Source organism: Mycobacterium sp. GA-0227b (assembly GCF_001499855.1).
GTDB lineage: Bacteria > Actinomycetota > Actinomycetes > Mycobacteriales > Mycobacteriaceae > Mycobacterium.
The window spans coordinates 21,076-40,238 of the sequence record NZ_LQIK01000005.1 but is presented as its reverse complement, the minus strand read 5'-3'; the positions used below and the strand labels follow the sequence as shown (position 1 = coordinate 40,238).

Here is a 19,163-nt window from a genome sequence, read left to right as displayed (position 1 = left end):
CCAGGCCGGCGAATGGCGCTTCGGTTCGAGATCGTTGTGCACGCCTGACATTGTGCCGTCTCTTCGGCGATACCGCCGCCCGGCGCGCGTGCCTGAGGGGTGAACGGCAATGGAACGCTCGCCCGCACCCGCAGGTCATAGGGTGGGCCTATGGGTCGGGTCACAGCCAGGCGACGGGCACAGCACATGACCGCTGACACCGCGGTCGCGCGGCCCGAAACCCTGGTGGTCGAGGAGCCGATGGAGATCCGCGTCAACGGTGTGCCGATCACCGTGACGATGCGCACCCCGGGTTCGGATGTCGAACTCGCGCAGGGCTTTCTGCTCACCGAAGGGGTCATCGGTGGCCGCGACGACGTGCTCGCGGCGCGCTACTGCAAGGGCGCCGGCCCCGACAATCTGAACACGTACAACGTGCTCGATGTGCGGCTGGCGGCGCATGTTCCGGCACCCGACGTCGATGTGACGCGCAACTTCTACACCACCTCGTCCTGCGGGGTCTGCGGCAAGGCGTCGCTGGAGGCGGTGCGGTTGAGCAGCCGCCACGGTCCTGGTGACGATCCGACCACGGTCACCGCCGACACGCTCTCGGCACTGCCGGCCCGATTGCGCAAGGCGCAGAAGGTGTTCGCCAGTACCGGCGGCCTGCACGGCGCCGCCGTGTTCGCGGCCGACGGCACCATGCTCGCTGTACGCGAAGACATCGGCAGGCACAACGCCGTCGACAAGGTCATCGGATGGGCGGTGGAACACGGCCGCGTTCCACTGGCCGGCACGGTGCTGCTGGTCAGCGGACGAGCGTCGTTCGAATTGACCCAGAAGGCAGTGATGGCGGGCGTCCCGGTGCTGGCGGCGGTGTCGGCGCCGTCCTCGCTGGCGGTGGACTTGGCCAGCCAGTCCGGGCTGACGCTGGTCGCATTTCTGCGCGGCGAGTCGATGAACGTCTACACCCGGCCCGACCGCATCACCCGCTGACTCCCAGTCCAGCCGCGAAACCGACGTAATGGTCGCAATCCGGCTCGCAATGCAGCCATACCGTCGATCTCGACGGCAATACTTCCGGGAAACCTCCCGAGAACTACGCGCTGCTTATTGCCTGACTTCTCAAACGCGGCTCGTGCCTCGCCGCTTGATCGTCGTCAGGCGGACTTGTCGCGGCGTTCCGGTCGAGACGGCTTGCGCGGCACGATGGTCGGCAGCACGTTGTCCTGGACCGTCTCTTTGGTGACGACCACCTTGGCCACGTCGTCGCGGCTGGGGATGTCATACATCACCGGCAGCAGGACTTCTTCCATGATGGCGCGCAGGCCGCGGGCACCGGTGCCGCGGTGGATGGCCTGATCGGCGATCGCTTCCAGGGCCTCATCGGTGAACTCCAGCTCGACGCCGTCCATCTCGAACAGTCGGGTGTACTGCTTCACCAACGCGTTCTTCGGCGTGGACAGGATCTGCACGAGCGAGTCCTTGTCGAGGTTCGTCACCGACGCGACGATCGGCAGCCGGCCGATGAACTCCGGAATCAGCCCGAACTTGATCAGGTCTTCGGGCATGACCTCGGCGAAATGGTCCTGGGTGTCGATCTCCGCCTTGGAGTGCACCTCGGCGCCGAAGCCCAGCCCGCGCTTGCCGACGCGGTCGGAGACGATCTTCTCCAAACCCGCGAAAGCGCCTGCGACGATGAACAACACGTTGGTGGTGTCGATCTGGATGAACTCCTGGTGCGGATGCTTGCGACCGCCCTGCGGCGGCACCGACGCCTGGGTGCCTTCGAGGATCTTCAGCAGCGCCTGCTGGACGCCCTCGCCGGACACGTCGCGGGTGATCGACGGATTCTCGCTCTTGCGGGCGATCTTGTCGACCTCGTCGATGTAGATGATCCCGGTCTCGGCGCGCTTGACGTCATAGTCGGCGGCCTGGATCAGCTTGAGCAGAATGTTCTCCACGTCCTCGCCGACGTAGCCGGCTTCGGTCAGCGCGGTGGCGTCGGCGATCGCGAACGGAACGTTGAGCATCTTGGCCAGCGTTTGCGCGAGATAGGTCTTGCCGCAGCCGGTCGGGCCCAGCATCAAGATGTTGGACTTGGTGAGTTCGACGGGTTCGGACCGCGAATCGCGGGTCTTCTCCCCCGCCTGGATTCGCTTGTAGTGGTTGTAGACCGCGACCGCCAGCGTGCGCTTCGCAGTGTCCTGTCCGATGACATAGCCCTCGAGGAAGTCGCGGATCTCGGCCGGCTTGGGAAGTTCGTCGAGTTTGACGTCGTCGGCGTCTGCCAGTTCCTCTTCGATGATCTCGTTGCAGAGGTCGATGCACTCGTCACAGATGTATACGCCGGGGCCGGCGATGAGTTTCTTGACCTGCTTCTGACTCTTTCCGCAGAACGAGCACTTCAGCAGGTCACCGCCGTCTCCAATGCGCGCCATGGTGGTGGGGTCCCTACTTCCTGTTCGTCATCCGTCTCGGTCCGTGTCGAACGTCTGCTTCGACGCTACCCGTTCGGTTACCTGGGGGGCGACCGATAAACCCGAATCGCGTCGGTGGTATTTAACTGTGTTCGCAGAACATATCGTTTGAATCCGCCGTAGGGCCTTCCAAACCGCGACCGTGTCCTTGGCGTGTCGCCGACGTTACTCGACCGAGAGCACGCTGTCCTCGACGCCGGGCGCGACGCCGGAGGTGAAAATGAGGGTCAACCGAAGGTCAGGCGGACTGCGCCGACAGCTTGCGGTACTCCAGAACCGTGTCGATGACGCCGTATTCCTTGGCCTCTTCGGCGGTGAGGATCTTGTCGCGGTCGGTGTCCTTGCGGATCTGCTCGGGGGACTTGCCGGTGTGGTTGGCCAGCGTCACCTCCATCAGCGTGCGCATCCGCTCGATCTCGGCCGCCTGGATCTCCAGGTCGGAGAACTGGCCCTGGATGACACCGGCCAGCGCGGGCTGATGGATCAGGACGCGGGCGTTGGGCAGCGCCATGCGCTTACCGGGGGTGCCGGCCGCGAGCAGCACCGCGGCCGCCGAGGCGGCCTGGCCCAGACACACGGTCTGAATGTCGGCCCGCACGTACTGCATGGTGTCGTAGATCGCCATCAGCGAGGTGAACGAACCGCCGGGCGAGTTGATGTACATCGTGATGTCACGGTCCGGATCCAACGACTCCAACACCAGCAGCTGCGCCATGATGTCGTTCGCCGACGCGTCGTCGACCTGCACGCCGAGGAAGATGATGCGTTCCTCGAACAGCTTGTTGTACGGGTTGGACTCCTTGACGCCGAAGCTCGAGTGCTCGATGAACGACGGCAGGATGTAGCGCGCCTGCGGCGCCAGACGCGGATCAGTGTGGTCGGTCATTTGTCTAGTCCTGCTCCTGGTCCCGAGCCGTTGATGCTCGCGCTGGTGATGATGTGGTCGACGAAGCCGTACTCGAGGGCTTCCTGCGCGGTGAACCAGCGGTCGCGGTCGGAGTCCGCCTCGATCCGCTCGATGGGTTGCCCGGTGAACTCGGCGTTCAACCGGAACATCTCCTTTTTGATCACAGCGAACTGCTCGGCCTGGATCGCGATGTCCGCCGCACCGCCGGTGATGCCGCCCAGCGGCTGGTGCATCAGGATCCGCGCGTGCGGCAACGCGTACCGCTTACCCTTCGTGCCCGCGGCGAGCAGGAACTCACCCATCGAAGCGGCCATGCCCATCGCATAGGTGGCGACGTCGCACGGCGCCAACACCATGGTGTCGTACACGGCCATGCCGGCGCTGATGGAGCCGCCGGGCGAGTTGATGTAGAGGTGAATGTCCTTGGTGGGGTCCTCGGCGGACAGCAGCAGAATCTGCGCGCACAGCTTGTTCGCGATGTCGTCATCGACCTGTGAGCCCAGGAAGATGATCCGCTCCGCCAGCAACCGCTCATAGACCGAGTCGACAAGGTTTAGGCCTTGCGAGGCGCCACGCATGTGGGTCACGACTGGATACCTGCTTTCTTCAAGAGCTTGATACTCACCGACACTAACCAACCCGCGAGCGCACGCACTCCCGAGACGGGCTGCGTTCGCTCACAGCGTCACTTCGCGTCGGCCGATTCCTCGTCGGCTGCGGCTTCGGTCGTCTCTTCGGCGGTCCCCGAAGCCTGTTCGGCCTCGCTCTCGGTCTGCGCGCGCCCGAAGAACTCCGAGGTGTCGATCACGGTGCCGTCGGAGTCGGTGACGGTCGCGGCCTCGACGATGGCGGCGAGCGTCAGCCCACGGCGCACGTCGGCGAACAGCGCCGTCATCTGGTTGTTCTGCTGCAGTGCCTGCACCAGCTGCTGGGGCTGCAGGCCGTACTGCTGCGACATCAGCATCAGGCGCTCGGTGATGTCGTTCTGGGTGACCTGGACGTCGAGCTTGTCGGCGATCGCGTCGACCAGCAGCTGGGTCTTGACGGCCTTCTCCGCGTTGCTGCGGGTGTCGGCGTCGAACTCCTCGCGGCTGCTGCCCTGAGACTCCAAAAGCTCGGCGAAGCGGGCCTCGTCGTGATCGAGGCTGTGGATCGCGTTGTGCAGCGTGTCGTCGATCTGCGCCTGCACCACCTTCTCCGGCAGCGGCACGTCGACCTGATCGAGCAATGTCTCGAGGGCTCTGTCGCGGATCTGCTCGGCCTGCTGGGCACGCTTGGTCCCACGCACCTGCTCGGTGAGCGAGTTCTTCAGCTCCTCCATGGTGTCGAATTCGCTTGCCAGTTGCGCGAACTCGTCGTCGGGCTCGGGCAGCTCACGCTCCTTGACCGACTTGACGGTGACGGTCACCTGCGCGTCCTCGCCGGCGTGCTCACCCGCGGCCAGCTTGGTGGTGAAGACGCGGGTCTCGCCCTCCTTGAGCCCGATTATCGCTTCGTCGAGGCCCTCCACCAACTGGCCCGAGCCGACCTCATGGGACAGGCCCTCGGTGGTGGCGTCGGGTAGCTCCTGGCCGTCGACCGTGGCGGACAGGTCGATGGAGACGAAGTCGCCAGTCTCGGCGGCACGGTCCACTCCCTTGAGCGTGCCGAAGCGGGCGCGCAGCGTCTGCAGTTCGGCATCGACCTCGTCGTCCGTCACCTCGATGGGGTCGACGGTGACCTTCAGCTCGGACAGGTCGGGGATCTCGATCTCCGGCCGGATGTCGACCTCGGCGGTGAAGGTCAGGTCCTCGCCGTACTCCTTCTTGGTGATCTCGATCTCGGGTTGGCCGAGCGGCTGCACCTCGGAGGTGGTGACCGCTTCGCTGTAGCGGCCGGGCAGGGCGTCGCTGACGACCTGATCGAGCATCGCCTCGCGGCCGACGCGGGCCTCGAGCAGCTTGCGGGGCGCCTTGCCCGGACGGAAGCCGGGCAGCCGGACCTGTTTGGCCAACTGTGCGAACGCGCGGTCGAAGTCGGGTTCGAGCTCGGTGAAGGGCACCTCCACGTTGATGCGAACCCGGGTCGGGCTCAACTTCTCGACGGTGCTCTTCACGATCTGCTCCTTGTTGGTCTGGCGTTGGTTCTGGCGCTGGTTCGGTGTCGCAGTCGGGGTGACAGGATTTGAACCTGCGGCCTTCCGCTCCCAAAGCGGATGCGCTACCAAGCTGCGCTACACCCCGTGCCCGTGTGGTTGCCCGCAAAACACGAAACGACCACGCGAGATACTACGGGCTGGACACGCGAAGCCTTCAATTGGATTTGATTCGGGTGCCGCCGGTACGATCTGCTCTTGCTGTACACGCGGGCGTAGCTCAATGGTAGAGCCCTAGTCTTCCAAACTAGCTACGCGGGTTCGATTCCCGTCGCCCGCTCCAAGCTGGGAGTCCTCGGCGTGATCACCGTATGACGCGGTGGACGTCGGGCTTCTCGTCGCCGCCTTCCTGGGCGATCCACGGCCCGTCGATCGACGGGTCCAGAATCCCTTCTTCGAGCCATGTGAATCGGTCCTCGAGCACGCCGCGAGCAAGTGCCCGGTCGGAGTCGTCGCAGTTGCGCCACAGCTGGTCGAACAGTTGCTCCGTCCGGATTCGGGCCTGCTCGCAGAATGCCGCGGCGAGTTCGACGGCGCTGTCGTCCTCCCGATCACGTTGTGCCCGCACACAAACGGCGGTCATCGCGAACAGCTCCGCGCCGATATCCACGATCCGTCCCAGGAACCGCTGCTTTTGCTCCAGCTTGCCCTGCCACCGCGACATCGCGTAGAAGGTGCTGCGGGCCAGTCGGCGGCTGGCCCGCTCGACATAGCGCAGATGGGTGGCCAGCGGCCCGAATTCCCGGAACGACGCGGGCAGCTGGCCCTTGCCGGTGACCAAGGTGGGCAACCACCGGGCATAGAACTTGCCGGCATTGGCCGCCGCTTTCGCTTTGCGCGACAGATCGGCCTCGGGGTCGATGACGTCGCCGGCCACCGACAAGTGCGCATCCACCGCCTCGCGGGCGATCAGCAGGTGCATGATCTCGGTGGAGCCTTCGAAGATCCGGTTGATGCGCATGTCCCGCAGCATCTGCTCGGCGGGCACTCCGCGCTCGCCACGGGCGGCCAACGAATCGGCCGTCTCGAAGCCGCGCCCGCCGCGAATCTGCACCAGTTCGTCGGCGATCAGCCAAGCCATCTCTGAGCCGTAGAGCTTGGCCAGCGCCGCCTCGATCCGAATGTCGTTCTGCTTGGCATCGGCCAATTCACTGGCCAGTTCGACCACAGCTTCCAGGCCGTAGGCGCTGGCCGCGATGAACGCGACCTTGCCGGCCACCGCTTCGTGCTCACCGACCGGCCGGCCCCACTGCACCCGCTCGCGGGACCACTGCCTCGCGATCTTCAGGCACCACTTCGCCGAGCCGGCGCAGATGGCCGGCAACGAGAGCCGTCCCACGTTGAGCGTCGATAGCGCGATCTTCAGCCCGTCGCCTTCGCGGCCGATCCGGTTGGCCGCCGGTATCCGCACGTCGGTCAGCCGGGTGAGGCCGTTCTCGATACCGCGCAACCCCATGAAAGCGTTGCGGTTCTCCACGACGATGCCCGGTGTGTCCGCCTCCATGACGAACGCGGTGATCCCACCGCGGTGTCCCTCACTCTTGGGTACTTGAGCCATCACAACGAGCAGGTCGGCGACCACGCCGTTGGTGGTCCACAGCTTGGTTCCGTTCAGGACGTAGTCGTCACCGTCCGGGGTCGCGGTGGCGTGCAGCCGGGCCGGGTCGCTGCCGACGTCCGGTTCGGTGAGCAGAAATGCGCTGATCTCCTGCGCGCACCGGGGCAGCCAGATTCGCTTCTGCTCGTCAGTCCCGAACATCGAGATCGGCTGCGGCACTCCGATCGACTGATGCGCCGAGAGCAACGCGGCCAGCGAGGGGTGCACAGAACCCACCAGCATGAGGGCCTTGTTGTAGTACACCTGGGACAGCCCGAGGCCGCCGTACTCGGTGCTGATCTTCATGCCGAACGCCCCGAGCTCCTTGAGGCCGGCGACCACTTTGTCCGGGATCTGCGCGTCGCGCTCAATCACCGCGGCGTCGATCTGCGACTCGCAGAACTCCCGGAGCTTGGCCAGGAAGGCCTCACCCTGTTTTCTGGATTCCGCCGAGCCGCTGGGGTGGGGATGGACGAGGTCCAACCGCAATCTGCCGAGGAACAGTTCCTTACCGAAGCTGGGCTGGCGCCACTGCGCCTCCCGCGCTTGTTCGGCGAACTCCCTGGCCTGTCGCTCGCTGACTTCTTCCGTAACAGTCATCGCAGACCTCCTCACAGATGGCCCTACTCGACAGTAACCGCGGCTACGGTTTCCAAACGAGCGATGTGGATTCGATTTCGCCGCGATCACGCTCACGTCGTTCTCGCCGACCATCCGTGTCCCCCGTGCACTCAGCTGTCGGCGTAATTCCGGTCGAGGTCGGCACCGGTTTTTCGGCCGGTTTGCTCGGTACGCTGGCGTCATGAACGGCGTTCTGCTCGTGCTCGTTGTCCTGGTCATCGTCGCACTGGGCGTGGTTGTCTACGCGGCGATGAAGGCTTCGGACCGGCGCAAGGCCGCCTCGCTGGACGACGCCAAGGCCGACGCCCGTCGCGTGATCGAACGCCTCGGCGGCCAGGTCATCAACCTGACGGGCACCGACGACGCGTCCAAACAGGCCTTGGCCGACGCGTCCGAGCGTTACACCGCCGCCGGCTCGCAGATCGAGCAGGCCAACACCGCGAAGCAGGCGCTGCTCGCCAAGGAGAGCGCGCTCGAGGGCCTCTACTACGTGCGCGCCGCGCGCATCGCGATGGGCATGGATCCGGGACCGGAGCTGGAGACGCTGGCCGGTCAACGCGCCGCGGGCGCGGTGACCGAGGATCGCAGAGTCGACTTCGAGGGTCGCGAGATCGAGGCGTCGCCGTCGCCGTCCGAACGCACGCCCAACTACTACCCCGGCGGCCGCGTCGCCGGCCGTCCCGTTCCGGCGGGGTGGTACTCCGAGCCGTGGTGGAAGCCCGCGCTCGTCGCCGGCGCCTGGGGTCTGGGTTCGGTGCTGCTGTTCGACGCGCTGTTCTCGGGCATGCACGGAACCGGCTACGAGCAAGGTTTCGCCCAGGGCTACGACCAGGGGTTCGATCAGGGACAGGACCCCGGCGGTGATCACGGCGGCGACTGGGGCGGCGGCGGTGACGGCGGCGGCGACTGGGGCGGCGGCTTCGGCGATTTCGGCGGCTTCTGACTCACCCTCCGCTGAAACTGAAGTTGTGCACGTGATTCAGCCGCCCGACTTTCAGACATAAGTTCAGTTTCGGCGAAGAGCCACGCCCTAACTCTGATCCTTCGGGCACCAGAACACGTTGCGGCCCTCCATCACCTCGGTGCGAATCTCGGTTCCGCAGACCCGGCAGGGCTCGCCTGCGCGCCGGTAGACATAGGTGCGGGGTCGGCCGGGAGCGTACGACGGCAGCCCGTGGTCATCCTCGCGGCGGATGGTATGAATCTTGCCGCGCCGCAGTCCAATTCGCATCAGCGCGACGAGGTCGGTCCACAGTGCGTCGAACTCTTCTTCGTCGACGTGCGCGCCTGGTCGGTGCGGGTCGATGCCGTGCCGGTAGAGCAGCTCGTTGCGGTACACGTTGCCCACTCCCGCGATCACCGACTGGTCCATCAGGAGCGCCCCGATCGGCCTGCGGGACTTACGGATTCGCGCCCACGCCGGTGACGGGTCGGCATCGCGACGCAGCGGATCGGGGCCGAGCCGAGCGATCACGTCGGCGATCTCCGGTTCGGCCAGCACCTCGCACACCGTCGGCCCGCGCAGATCCGTGCCGTATTCCGCGCCGATCATCCGCATCCGCACCTGGCCGACCGGCAACGGCATCGGGAGAGGCACCTCGGTGAACGTGCCATACAGACCGAGGTGGACATGCACGACCCGGCCGCCTTCGTAGTGGTGGAACAGGTGCTTACCCCACGCCGTGGCCCTCTTGAGCACTCGCCCGTTGACCGCTGCGGCGCCGTCGACGAACCTGCCCTGCGGACTGGACACCATCACCGGCGCGCGACCGAAGCGGCGCTGGTGCAACCGGGCGAGCCGGTGCAGCGTGTGGCCCTCGGGCATCCCTAAGCGCCGGGCACGGGAGGCGCTACGCGGGTCCGCTCGTACTCGGCGAGGATGTCGATACGGCGTTGGTGCCGTTGGGCTTCCGACCACGCGGTGCTCAGAAAGGCGTCGACGATGGCCAACGCCTCATCGACGGTGTGCATCCGCCCGCCGATGCCGATCAGCTGCGCGTTGTTGTGTTCGCGCGCCAGTTTCGCGGTTTCGACGCTCCACGCCAATGCGCACCGGGCACCGAGCACCTTGTTGGCCGCGATCTGTTCTCCGTTCCCCGAACCGCCGAGCACGATGCCGAGGCTGCCCGGGTCGGCCACCGTCTTCTCGGCGGCGGCGATGCAGAACGCCGGATAGTCGTCGTCGGGGTCATTGACGAACGCTCCGCAGTCCACGGGTTCATGCCCGGTGCCGCGCAGGTGCTCGATGATGGCCTGCTTGAGGTCGAAGCCGGCGTGGTCGGCTCCCAGGTAGACGCGCATGGCGGCCATTGTGGCAGACGCGATCCGCGGTGCCGCCGCGTGCGATCAGTCGAACTGCGGTGGCTCGGTGCGGGTGCGCTTGAGTTCCCAGAAGTGCGGGTACGACGCGAACGTCACCGACGCGTCCCACAACTTGCCGGCCTCCTCGCCGCGCGGAATCTTCGACAGCACCGGTCCGAAGAACGCCACGCCGTTGACGTGGATCGTCGGCGTGCCCACATCATCGCCGACCGCGTCCATGCCCTCGTGGTGGCTCTTGCGCAGCGCCTCGTCGTACTTGTCGCTGGCGGCGGCTTCGGCCAACTCGGCGGGCAATCCCACCTCTGCCAGCGATTCCTCGATCACCCGCGTGAAATCGGGGTCCGATTCTCCATATCCCCGATTGTGAATACGGGTACCCATCGCGGCGTACAGCGGTCCGAGGATCTCTCGGCCCTTGGCCTGTTCGGCCGCGATGGCCACGCGCACTGGGCCCCACGCCTTCTTCATCGCCTCCTGGTACTGCTCGGGAAGCTCACGACCCTCGTTGAGCACCGCGAGGCTCATCACCCGGAAGTTGACCTCGATGTCGCGGACCTTCTCCACCTCGAGGATCCAGCGCGACGTGACCCAGCACCACGGGCACAGCGGGTCGAACCAGAAATCGGCGACTGACTTCTCGGGCATGGGAGTCCTCTCGAGCGCAGGGGTTCAGACGTCAGTTGTGACAACTGCGGCCACCCGGTCGATGTTCCCACCTGCGGGCCGACCGTAACGACGCTGCCGCGATGGGCGGCTTCCGGCCGTCCGCTCCCTACAGTCGGGGCAGAATCGGCGCATGAAGTACGTGCTGCTGATCTGCGATGACGAGGTCAACGCCCCGACCAACGAGGAGTTGGCCGCGGACCCGGCGCATCAGGCTTGGGAGGCGGACCTGCAGCGGCGGGGCGCCGAACTGGCCGGTGAGCGACTGCGGCCGTCGGAGACCGCGACCACCGTCCGGGTGCGCGACGGCGAGACCCTGGTTTCGGACGGACCGTTCGCCGAGACCAAGGACTTCGTCGGCGGCGTCGTGATTTTGGAGTGCGCGAACCTGGACGAGGCGATCCAGATCGCCGCCGGCCACGTCTACGCGCGCCGGGGCTGCATCGAGATCCGCCCGGTCTGGGAATGGGAGTGACCGCACCCGACGACATCCGCACGGCCGTCGACGCCGCGTACCGCGACGAGTGGGGCCAGGTGGTCGCGACGCTGATCGGGCTGACCGGTGATTGGGACCTGGCCGAGGACTGCGCCCAGGACGCGTTCGCCGCCGCGCTGACGACCTGGCCCCGCGACGGCGTCCCGCACCGGCCGGGCGCCTGGCTCACGACGACGGCGCGCAATCGGGCGACCGATCGGTTGCGCCGCGATGCCGCCGGTGCCGCCAAGCTGCGTCAGTCGGTCGCGACGCAGGAACCAGAAGCGCCGCCGCCCGACGAGATCCCGGACGAGCGCCTGCGGCTGATCTTCACCTGCTGCCACCCGGCGCTGCCGTTCGAAGCCCGGGTGGCACTCACGCTGCGCACGCTGGCCGGCCTGAGCACCGCCGAGATCGCCCGCGCTTTCCTGACCGCTGAGCCGGCGATGGCCAAACGCCTGACCCGCGCGAAGCGCAAGATCAAAGAGGCCGGAATCCCGTACCGGGTGCCGCCCGCCGAACTGCTGCCGCAGCGACTCGCCGCCGTGCTCGCCGTGCTGTACCTGATCTTCAACGCGGGTTACGACGAGCAGGGTGTGGGCCGGGCGCTGAGCGCCGAGGCCATCCGGCTGACGCGGGTGCTGGTCGAGCTGATGCCGCAGGAGCCCGAGCCGCGCGGGCTGCTCGCGCTGATGTTGTTGCACGAGGCCCGCCGGGCGACGCGCACGGATGACGGGGTGCTGGTCACCCTGGAGCACCAAGACCGGTCCCGCTGGGATCGGTCGCTGATCTCCGAGGGCACCGAGACGCTCGATCAGGCGTTGGCCATGCGCCGGGCCGGGCCGTACCAGCTGCAGGCCGCGATCGCCGCCTGCCACGCGACCGCGCCCGACGTGGCGAGCACGGACTGGCGGCAGATCGCCGCCCTGTACACCGAGCTGGCCCGGCTCGCGCCATCGCCGATCGTGGACCTCAACCGGGCCGTCGCGGTCGCGATGGCCGACGGCATCTCGGCCGGACTGGCGCTCGTCGACGAGATCGCGGCGTCCGGCCGCCTCGACGGATACCACCTGCTGCCCGCCACCCGGGCGGACCTGCTGCGCCGAGTCGGACGCACCGACGAGGCCAGGGCGGCCTACGAGGAGGCCCGCAAGCTCGCGCCGACCGAGGCCGAGCGCCGCTACCTGGCCGAACGCCTTCGCCAACTCTGACGAATTTCCCGTCCGGCCGATGTCCATTTCGGCCGTCCTCCTTCGTCGGTAGGGCAAAGCCCACCGAACAGAAGGGGAAGTCTCGTGAGTACTCAGCAAGCGGCTGTGGTGCCTGCCAGCGCCACCCGCGCCCTGGCCATGCTTTTCGTGGGCGCGTTCGTCATGGGCACCTCTGAGCTGCTCGTCGTCGGGGTGCTCGACCTCGTCGCCGACGACTTGAGCGTCTCCGTCTCGACGGCGGGAACCCTGGTGACCGCGTATGCGCTGGTGCTGGCCATCGGCGGTCCGATCCTCACCGCGCTGACGATCAGGCTGAACAAGCGCAGGGTACTGTGCGGCGCGCTCGCGTTGTCGATCGCGTGCAACCTCGTCGTCGCGGTCAGCACCAGCTATGACCTCACCCTGGTGGCACGTTGTCTCACAGGCGCATTCGCGGGTCTGTTCGACGCCACCGCGTTCGCGGTCGGCCTCGCCGTGGTCCCACCCGCGCGGGCCGGGCGGGCACTGGCGGTGGTGATCTCCGGCGTCGCGGTCTCCGCCGCGGTTGGCGTGCCGCTAGGCACCTTGCTCGGCCAAGCGCTCGGCTGGCGGGGCTCTTACACCGCCATCGTCGTGCTGCTCGCGGTCACGCTCGTCGCCACGGTGGCGCTTGTTCCGTCCGTGCCCAGCACCGGTGGCGGCGTCGGCGACCAGGCGAGGTACGCCTTCGCCCCGCGGGTACTCGCGGTGCTGGTCCTGTGCGCCCTGGTGTTCGGTTCGACGTTTGCGGCGCTGACCTACATCGTGCCGTTCCTGCACGAGGTCACCGGGATCTCAGACGGCTGGGTCAGCGTCTTCCTCTTGGCCTACGGTGCCGCCACCGCGGTCGGTTCGTTCGGTGGCGGGCGGTTCGCCGACTGGAACGCCGGGCGCACCCTGATCTTCGGATCCGTCGGTGCCGCGGGATCTCTGGCGGCGCTCCACCTGTTCGGCGCCAACCCGTTCCTCGTGGCGGTACTCCTACTGGCGCTGGGCGTCTTCTCGATGGGCCTGGGCCCGTCGCTGCAGTACCGCGTCGTCGCGCTGGCTGGTCCCGGGGAACAGTTGGCGCAATCGCTGCCCGCCTCGGCGATCAACCTCGGGATCGCGTTCGGCTCCTTCGCCGGCGGTGTAGCGCTCGCGGCGTTCACCACCTCCGCGGCCGTCGTCACCGGATTCGTGATCGCGCTCGTCGCGATTCCCGTCGCGTGGGCCACCAACCGACTCACCCCACCGTCATGCACCACCCAACCCGAAGAAAGGAAGTAGGAACATGAGTGACAACAGTTTGACGATCGAGATCGTCGTGCCGAACACCCCCGAGGAGGTCTTCGAGGCCGTCACGAACGTCGACAAGTGGTGGAGCGAGGGCATCGACGGCGAAACCGCCGCCGGCGGCGGAGAATTCACCTTCACCGACTTCAACGACCTCTGGTGCCGTTTTCGCCTGACCCAAGTCACCCCTCCGAAGCGGATCGTGTGGCAGGTCATCGACAGCCGGCTCGACTTCGTCGAGGACCACACCGAATGGACCGGCACGCAGGTGATCTTCGACATCAACCCCACGCCCGGCGGAACAAGTCTGCGGTTCACTCACGAGGGCCTTCGGCCAACCGTCGAGTGCTACGAGGCCTGCTCGCGAGGCTGGGACTTCTACATCAACCGGAGCCTGCCGAACCTCCTCACGGTCGGCACCGGCGATCCGATCCGCAAGCCATAGGGAAGGCATGAATGGCGGCCCCGCTCAAGGCGGCCGCCCTTCATGGTGTGTCCCGTTAGCGATGCACGGCGGCGGACGCGAATAAGAAACGCCTAAGTGTGCGAACGGTGACCGAACCGTGTTGCCCCTGTGACCAATGTGAAGAATCGTTACCGAAGTGAACAAACACTTTGATCTCTACGCCCGCGCTATGACGTTTGTGGTGGGTTTGGCGGCGGTCGCAACGACGGTCGCCGCGCCGGCCCAGGCCGAACCGATCGACGACTCCTTCCTCGCCGCGCTGAGCGACGCGGGGGTCGCCTTCGACAACCCGACGGACACCGTGGCCCTCGGCAGGTCCGTGTGCCCGATGCTCGTCGAACCCGGCAAGAACGTCGCGCGAGTGTACTCGCAGGTGGCCGACAACGGCGTCCCGCCCGAGATAGCCGCCTTCTTCACCGGCATCGCGATCTCGATGTACTGCCCGCAGGCGATCTCGTCGATCGGCAACGGGACGGTGCTGGACTGGCTCCCGGCTGCGCGGGCCATACCGGGCTTCTAATCCCGGCGGGCGATAAGTTGGTCGCGTGGCACTTCCCAACCTGACCCGCGACCAAGCCGTTGAACGCGCCGCCCTCGTCACCGTCGACTCTTACCGCATTGTTCTCGACGTCACCGAAGGCGGCGGCAAGCCCGGCGAGCGCACGTTCCGGTCGACGACGACCGTCGAGTTCGACGCGCTCGCCGGCGCCGACACCTATATCGACATCGCGGCCGACACCATTCACAGCGCCACCCTCAACGGGCGCGACATCGACGTGTCGGGCTATGACGAATCCATCGGCGTCCCGCTGACCGGGCTGGCCGGGCACAACGTCGTGGTCGTCGAGGCCGACTGCCGCTACTCCAACACCGGTGAGGGCCTGCACCGGTTCGTCGACCCGGTCGACGGCGAGGTGTACCTGTACTCCCAGTTCGAAACCGCTGACGCCAAGCGGATGTTCGCGTGCTTTGACCAACCCGACCTCAAGGCGGCCTTCGACGTCACGGTGATCGCGCCGTCGCATTGGGAGGTGGTGTCCAACGGCGCCACGATCGACGTCACCGACGACGGGCCGGCCCGCCGGCACGCGTTCGCCGCTACCCCGAGGATGAGCACCTACCTGGTGGCGCTGATCGCGGGCCCATACGCGCGCTGGGACGACGTCTACAGCGACGAGCACGGCGACATCCCGTTGGGCCTGTTCTGCCGTAGGTCGCTGGCCGAGCACATGGACGCCGACCGGCTGTTCGCCGAGACGAAGCAGGGATTCGGCTTCTACCACAACAACTTCGGTGTCCCCTACGCGTTCGGCAAGTACGACCAGCTGTTCGTTCCGGAGTTCAACGCCGGGGCGATGGAGAACGCCGGCGCGGTGACGTTCCTCGAGGACTACGTCTTTCGCAGCAAGGTCACGCGTGCCTCCTACGAGCGCCGCGCCGAGACCGTGCTGCACGAGATGGCGCACATGTGGTTCGGCGACCTGGTCACCATGCAGTGGTGGGATGACCTGTGGCTCAACGAGTCTTTCGCGACGTTCGCCTCGGTGCTGTGCCAGGCCGAGGCCACCGAGTACACCCAAGCGTGGACGACGTTCGCCAATGTGGAGAAGTCGTGGGCGTATCGGCAGGACCAACTACCCTCGACACACCCGGTGGCCGCCGACATCCCGGACCTCGCGGCCGTCGAGGTGAACTTCGACGGAATCACCTACGCCAAGGGCGCTTCGGTGCTCAAGCAACTGGTCGCGTATGTCGGGCTCGAGGAGTTCCTGTCGGGGCTGCGCGACTACTTCCGCGACCACGCCTTCGCCAATGCCACGTTCGGTGATCTGCTCGGCGCGCTGGAGAAGGCGTCTGGACGCGACCTGTCGGGCTGGGGCAGGCAGTGGCTCAAGACGACCGGCCTGAACACGCTGCGGCCCGACTTCGATCTCGATGCCGACGGGCGGTTCACCCGGTTCGCGATCACCCAGAGCGGCGCCGCCCCCGGCGCCGGGGAGACCAGGGTGCACCGGTTGGCGGTCGGAGTGTACGACGACGATGGTTCCGGCAAGCTGACGCGCGTACACCGCGAGGAACTCGATGTCGAAGGTTCGAGCACCGATGTTCCTGCGCTGCACGGCGTTCCGCGCGGCAAGCTGATCCTGGTCAACGACGACGATCTGACGTACTGCTCGCTGCGGCTGGACCAGGACTCGCTGCAGACGGTGCTGACGCGAATCGCCGACATCGCTGACCCGCTGCCGCGCACGTTGGCGTGGTCGGCGGCCTGGGAGATGACGCGCGAGGCGGAGTTGAAGGCCCGCGACTTCGTGTCGCTGGTGTGCGGCGGCGTACAAGCCGAAACCGAAGTCGGGGTGCTGCAACGGTTGCTGCTGCAGGCGCAGACCGCGCTGAGCGCGTACGCCGATCCGCAGTGGGCCCAGGAGCAGGGCTGGCCCGAATTCGCCGACCGGCTCCTGGAATTGGGGCGCGAGGCAGAGCCGGGCTCGGATCATCAACTGGCCTATGTCAACGCGTTGTGCAGTTCGGTGCTCAGCGGGCGTCATATCGAAGTGCTGACGGAACTGCTGGAGGTGGATCCCGCGGCCAAGGGGCTGCCCGGGCTGGTCGTCGACACCGATCTGCGGTGGCGCATCGTCACCGCGCTGGCGGCGGCCGGCGCTGTCGACGCCGAGAGTCCGGAGACGCCGTTCATCGACGCCGAGGCGAAACGGGATCCGACGGCCGCGGGTCAGCGGCACGCCGCGGCGGCATCGGCGGCCCGGCCTCAGGCACCGGTGAAAGAAGCGGCCTGGCAGCAGGTGATCGAGGACGACGCGCTGCCGAACATCACCGCGCGGTCGATCATCGGCGGCTTCGTACGGCCGGGCCAGCAGGAAATGCTGAAGCCGTTCAGTGCCAAGTACTTCGGGGCGATCTCCGGCGTGTGGCAACGACGGTCCAGCGAGGTCGCCCAGACCGTTGTCATCGGGTTGTATCCGTCGTGGGATGTCAGCGAGGCCGGCTTGGCCGCCGCCGACAAGTTCCTCGCAGACCCCGACGTGCCGCCGCCGCTGCATCGGCTGGTCATCGAGGGCCGCGCTGGTGTTGAGCGCGCGCTACGCGCCCGCGCGTTCGACGTGTCCTAACTACCGCACTACCGCGCGAGCGACCGAGTCTGTACAGCGACACGCCGCATTTCGTGTGCAGTTGGTGGTCGCTCGCGGGGCATGCTTTTCAGGTGCCTGTCAACAGAAGTCGTCGCGCGAGGGCTGCCCGCAAACGGAAGCGCCGGCTCGACGCCGTCGACCATGACCTCACGGCAGCCCAGTGGGAGGCCATCAAAGCCGCGTGGAGTGGTTGCGCGTATTGCGGTGTGACCGACCGGCCGCTGCAGCGCGACTGCGTGATGGCGATCAGCAGAGGTGGCCGCTACACGATCGACAACGTCGTGCCCGCCTGCGCCTCCTGCAACACCAGCAAGTGCAATGACGAGGTGACCGGCTGGCTGCGTCGCAAGCGCCTCGACGAACGCCGGTTCCTCGAGCGCTACGTCCAGATTCGCGCCGCGTTGACAGTCAGCGCACCCTGATTACGCCGGGGTGACGCCGGCGCTCATAACCCGCACCGCGCTGATCAGCCCGTCCATCAGGTTGCCGTCCTTGAAGGACGCCGCCGCAGCGGAGACTCCCAACGGAGCGGACTCCTCGATGCCGCGTCCCTTGACGGCGGCGCCGTAGACCACCTCGATCGCGTGCTGGTCCGGCGAGACCGCCAGCAGCACAGCGTTGTCGGGGGTGGGCACCTGAGCCAGGATCGCGCGTGCAGTCGCCGCGGTGTCGACTCCGAGGTCACCGATGTAGACGGCGAAGCGCGCCTTGGCCGCACGGGAGCCGTACTTGAGCGCGTCGTCGAGAACCACCAGGTCTTTGACCGGGAACGGGTAGTCGACCGACAGCGCCCCCGGCTGGGTGACGCCGGAGATCCGGCCGCTGGAGGTGACCACCCATCCCAGGGGGAGATCCGAGCGCTCGACCGCGCCCCGATGGCCGGTTACCGCAACATCACCACTTGCCACTTGCGCCGCCTCCAATCGTCGCCGCATGCGTGTCGTGGCCGTGCCCGTGATCGGCCGGCTCGTCGGACGCCCACAGGATCGGGGCGTGCTTCCAGGGCTCGGACATCTTGTAGGTCGCCGGGTGCGGGCCCTTGTGGCGCCAGATCAGCGCGGCAAGCACGGCCGTCAGCCCGAGCGGCACCAATATCAATAGCGCATGTGTCAGTGCGGTGCTCACGTCGCAAACCGTATACCAGCCGCGATTACGCCGCGCCTTCGCCTAGATATCGCACCCACGCCGGGTCGAGTTCCTTCAGGCTCGACAGCAGCCGCCAGTGCTGTCCCTTCGGCGGGATCGGAACCGTGCGCAGCGTCCATCCCAGCTCGCCGAGTAGCCGGTCGGCTTTGCGGTGGTTGCACGTCGAACAGGCGGCCACGCAGTTCTCCCAGGAGTGGGCTCCGCCGCGGCTGCGCGGCACCACATGGTCGACGGTGTCGGCCTTGCCGCTGCAATATGCGCAGCGAAACCGGTCACGGTGCATCAGCGCCGCGCGGGTCATCGGGATGCGCGCGCGGTACGGCACCCGCACGTACGACCGCAGGCGGATCACCGACGGCACCACAATCGAGCGGGTCGCCGAATGGATCACCGGGCCGCTGGGGTCGTCGTGAACCACGTCGGCTTTGCCGCACATCAGCATGATGACCGCCCGCCGCATGGGCAGAGCGGTCAACGGTTCGTAGGTGGAGTTCAGCAGGAGGACACGGCGGCGGCCCCAGATCGAGGCCTCGGTGGTACTTGGCGGATGGATGTCGACGCTGCGTAGGACGCGCGCTTGCGCGCCCGGTACCACCGACCCGGCTAGGGCGGTCGCGGCACCGTGACTCCGCTGGCCGGCCCTTCTGGACGGGCCTTTCTTGCGATGCGCCATACGTCCTCCGTCCGACAGTTCACCACGGATCGCGGACAATCGCA

General features: G+C 67.0%; 20 protein-coding genes and 2 tRNA genes. 10 read left to right on the top strand and 12 right to left on the bottom strand.

Annotated features, from left to right (window positions below; translation table 11 throughout):
* Positions 1-150 precede the first annotated feature (150 nt).
* Positions 151-975, top strand: a complete 825-nt coding sequence (gene fdhD, locus AU185_RS06155) for a formate dehydrogenase accessory sulfurtransferase FdhD (protein WP_059102371.1) — start codon at positions 151-153, stop codon at positions 973-975.
* Between the two features lie 164 nt (positions 976-1,139).
* On the opposite strand, the gene clpX is transcribed toward fdhD, so the two are convergent.
* The 5 genes from clpX to AU185_RS06130 all read right to left on the bottom strand — a co-directional run bounded on the left by clpX (position 1,140) and on the right by AU185_RS06130 (position 5,588).
* Positions 1,140-2,420 carry an ATP-dependent Clp protease ATP-binding subunit ClpX gene (clpX, locus tag AU185_RS06150; protein WP_059102370.1) on the bottom strand — a complete coding sequence of 427 codons (1,281 nt, stop codon included), beginning with the start codon at positions 2,418-2,420 and terminating at the stop codon, positions 1,140-1,142.
* Between the two features lie 277 nt (positions 2,421-2,697).
* The gene (locus AU185_RS06145; RefSeq protein WP_059102369.1) at positions 2,698-3,345 is read right to left on the bottom strand and encodes an ATP-dependent Clp protease proteolytic subunit; all 648 of its coding nucleotides are present in this window, start codon (positions 3,343-3,345) and stop codon (positions 2,698-2,700) included.
* Entirely contained in the window at positions 3,342-4,004 is a 663-nt protein-coding gene (locus AU185_RS06140) for an ATP-dependent Clp protease proteolytic subunit (RefSeq protein WP_082683763.1), read from the bottom strand. The genes AU185_RS06145 and AU185_RS06140 overlap by 4 nt, the downstream gene beginning before the upstream one ends.
* A gap of 47 nt (positions 4,005-4,051) precedes the next feature.
* Positions 4,052-5,461 (bottom strand): trigger factor, encoded by a 1,410-nt coding sequence (tig, locus tag AU185_RS06135; protein ID WP_059102487.1) that lies wholly within the window; start codon positions 5,459-5,461, stop codon positions 4,052-4,054.
* A 53-nt stretch (positions 5,462-5,514) separates the two neighbouring features.
* Positions 5,515-5,588, bottom strand: a tRNA-Pro gene (locus AU185_RS06130).
* Positions 5,589-5,709: 121 nt separating this feature from the next.
* On the opposite strand from AU185_RS06130, the gene AU185_RS06125 reads away from it, so the two are divergent.
* Positions 5,710-5,783 (top strand) — tRNA-Gly (locus AU185_RS06125).
* A 21-nt stretch (positions 5,784-5,804) separates the two neighbouring features.
* Here AU185_RS06125 and AU185_RS06120 read toward each other — a convergent pair.
* Positions 5,805-7,697 (bottom strand): acyl-CoA dehydrogenase family protein, encoded by a 1,893-nt coding sequence (locus AU185_RS06120; RefSeq protein WP_059102367.1) that lies wholly within the window; start codon positions 7,695-7,697, stop codon positions 5,805-5,807.
* Positions 7,698-7,899: 202 nt separating this feature from the next.
* Between AU185_RS06120 and AU185_RS06115 the strand changes: the two genes are divergently transcribed.
* Positions 7,900-8,661 (top strand): hypothetical protein, encoded by a 762-nt coding sequence (locus AU185_RS06115; RefSeq protein WP_059102366.1) that lies wholly within the window; start codon positions 7,900-7,902, stop codon positions 8,659-8,661.
* Positions 8,662-8,748: 87 nt separating this feature from the next.
* Here the strand turns inward: AU185_RS06115 and AU185_RS06110 are convergent, their stop codons facing one another.
* The 3 genes from AU185_RS06110 to AU185_RS06100 are packed head-to-tail and all read right to left on the bottom strand — an operon-like array spanning position 8,749 to position 10,685.
* A complete protein-coding gene (locus tag AU185_RS06110; RefSeq protein WP_059102365.1) occupies positions 8,749-9,543 on the bottom strand; it encodes an Fpg/Nei family DNA glycosylase in 795 nt (264 codons plus the stop codon).
* A 2-nt stretch (positions 9,544-9,545) separates the two neighbouring features.
* Positions 9,546-10,019 (bottom strand): ribose-5-phosphate isomerase, encoded by a 474-nt coding sequence (locus AU185_RS06105; protein ID WP_059102486.1) that lies wholly within the window; start codon positions 10,017-10,019, stop codon positions 9,546-9,548.
* 45 nt (positions 10,020-10,064) lie between these two features.
* Positions 10,065-10,685, bottom strand: a complete 621-nt coding sequence (locus AU185_RS06100; protein WP_059102364.1) for a mycothiol-dependent nitroreductase Rv2466c family protein — start codon at positions 10,683-10,685, stop codon at positions 10,065-10,067.
* Positions 10,686-10,836: 151 nt separating this feature from the next.
* Here AU185_RS06100 and AU185_RS06095 point away from each other — a divergent pair, with 151 nt between their 5' ends.
* From AU185_RS06095 to AU185_RS06065, 7 genes are all read left to right on the top strand, one after another.
* Positions 10,837-11,178: a YciI family protein gene (locus AU185_RS06095; protein ID WP_059102363.1), complete on the top strand. Its 342-nt coding sequence runs from the start codon at positions 10,837-10,839 to the stop codon at positions 11,176-11,178.
* Positions 11,169-12,389 carry an RNA polymerase sigma factor gene (locus AU185_RS06090; protein ID WP_197413466.1) on the top strand — a complete coding sequence of 407 codons (1,221 nt, stop codon included), beginning with the start codon at positions 11,169-11,171 and terminating at the stop codon, positions 12,387-12,389. Before AU185_RS06095 ends, AU185_RS06090 begins: the two co-directional genes overlap by 10 nt.
* Positions 12,390-12,473: 84 nt before the next feature.
* Positions 12,474-13,676 carry an MFS transporter gene (locus AU185_RS06085; RefSeq protein WP_059102361.1) on the top strand — a complete coding sequence of 401 codons (1,203 nt, stop codon included), beginning with the start codon at positions 12,474-12,476 and terminating at the stop codon, positions 13,674-13,676.
* Positions 13,677-13,680: 4 nt separating this feature from the next.
* A complete protein-coding gene (locus AU185_RS06080) occupies positions 13,681-14,127 on the top strand; it encodes an SRPBCC family protein (protein ID WP_059102360.1) in 447 nt (148 codons plus the stop codon).
* A 190-nt stretch (positions 14,128-14,317) separates the two neighbouring features.
* On the top strand, positions 14,318-14,668 hold the full coding sequence (locus AU185_RS06075; RefSeq protein WP_059102359.1) for a DUF732 domain-containing protein: 351 nt from the start codon (positions 14,318-14,320) through the stop codon (positions 14,666-14,668).
* Between the two features lie 25 nt (positions 14,669-14,693).
* Entirely contained in the window at positions 14,694-17,279 is a 2,586-nt protein-coding gene (gene pepN / locus AU185_RS06070; protein ID WP_059102358.1) for an aminopeptidase N, read from the top strand.
* A 92-nt stretch (positions 17,280-17,371) separates the two neighbouring features.
* Entirely contained in the window at positions 17,372-17,722 is a 351-nt protein-coding gene (locus AU185_RS06065) for an HNH endonuclease (RefSeq protein ID WP_156425419.1), read from the top strand.
* Here the strand turns inward: AU185_RS06065 and AU185_RS06060 are convergent, their stop codons facing one another.
* The 3 genes from AU185_RS06060 to AU185_RS06050 are packed head-to-tail and all read right to left on the bottom strand — an operon-like array spanning position 17,723 to position 19,119.
* A complete protein-coding gene (locus tag AU185_RS06060) occupies positions 17,723-18,208 on the bottom strand; it encodes a DUF5130 domain-containing protein (RefSeq protein ID WP_059102356.1) in 486 nt (161 codons plus the stop codon).
* Positions 18,195-18,425 (bottom strand): aa3-type cytochrome oxidase subunit CtaJ, encoded by a 231-nt coding sequence (gene ctaJ, locus AU185_RS06055; protein ID WP_082683762.1) that lies wholly within the window; start codon positions 18,423-18,425, stop codon positions 18,195-18,197. Before ctaJ ends, AU185_RS06060 begins: the two co-directional genes overlap by 14 nt.
* Before the next feature lie 25 nt (positions 18,426-18,450).
* Positions 18,451-19,119 (bottom strand): HNH endonuclease, encoded by a 669-nt coding sequence (locus tag AU185_RS06050; RefSeq protein WP_059102355.1) that lies wholly within the window; start codon positions 19,117-19,119, stop codon positions 18,451-18,453.
* Positions 19,120-19,163 lie beyond the last annotated feature (44 nt).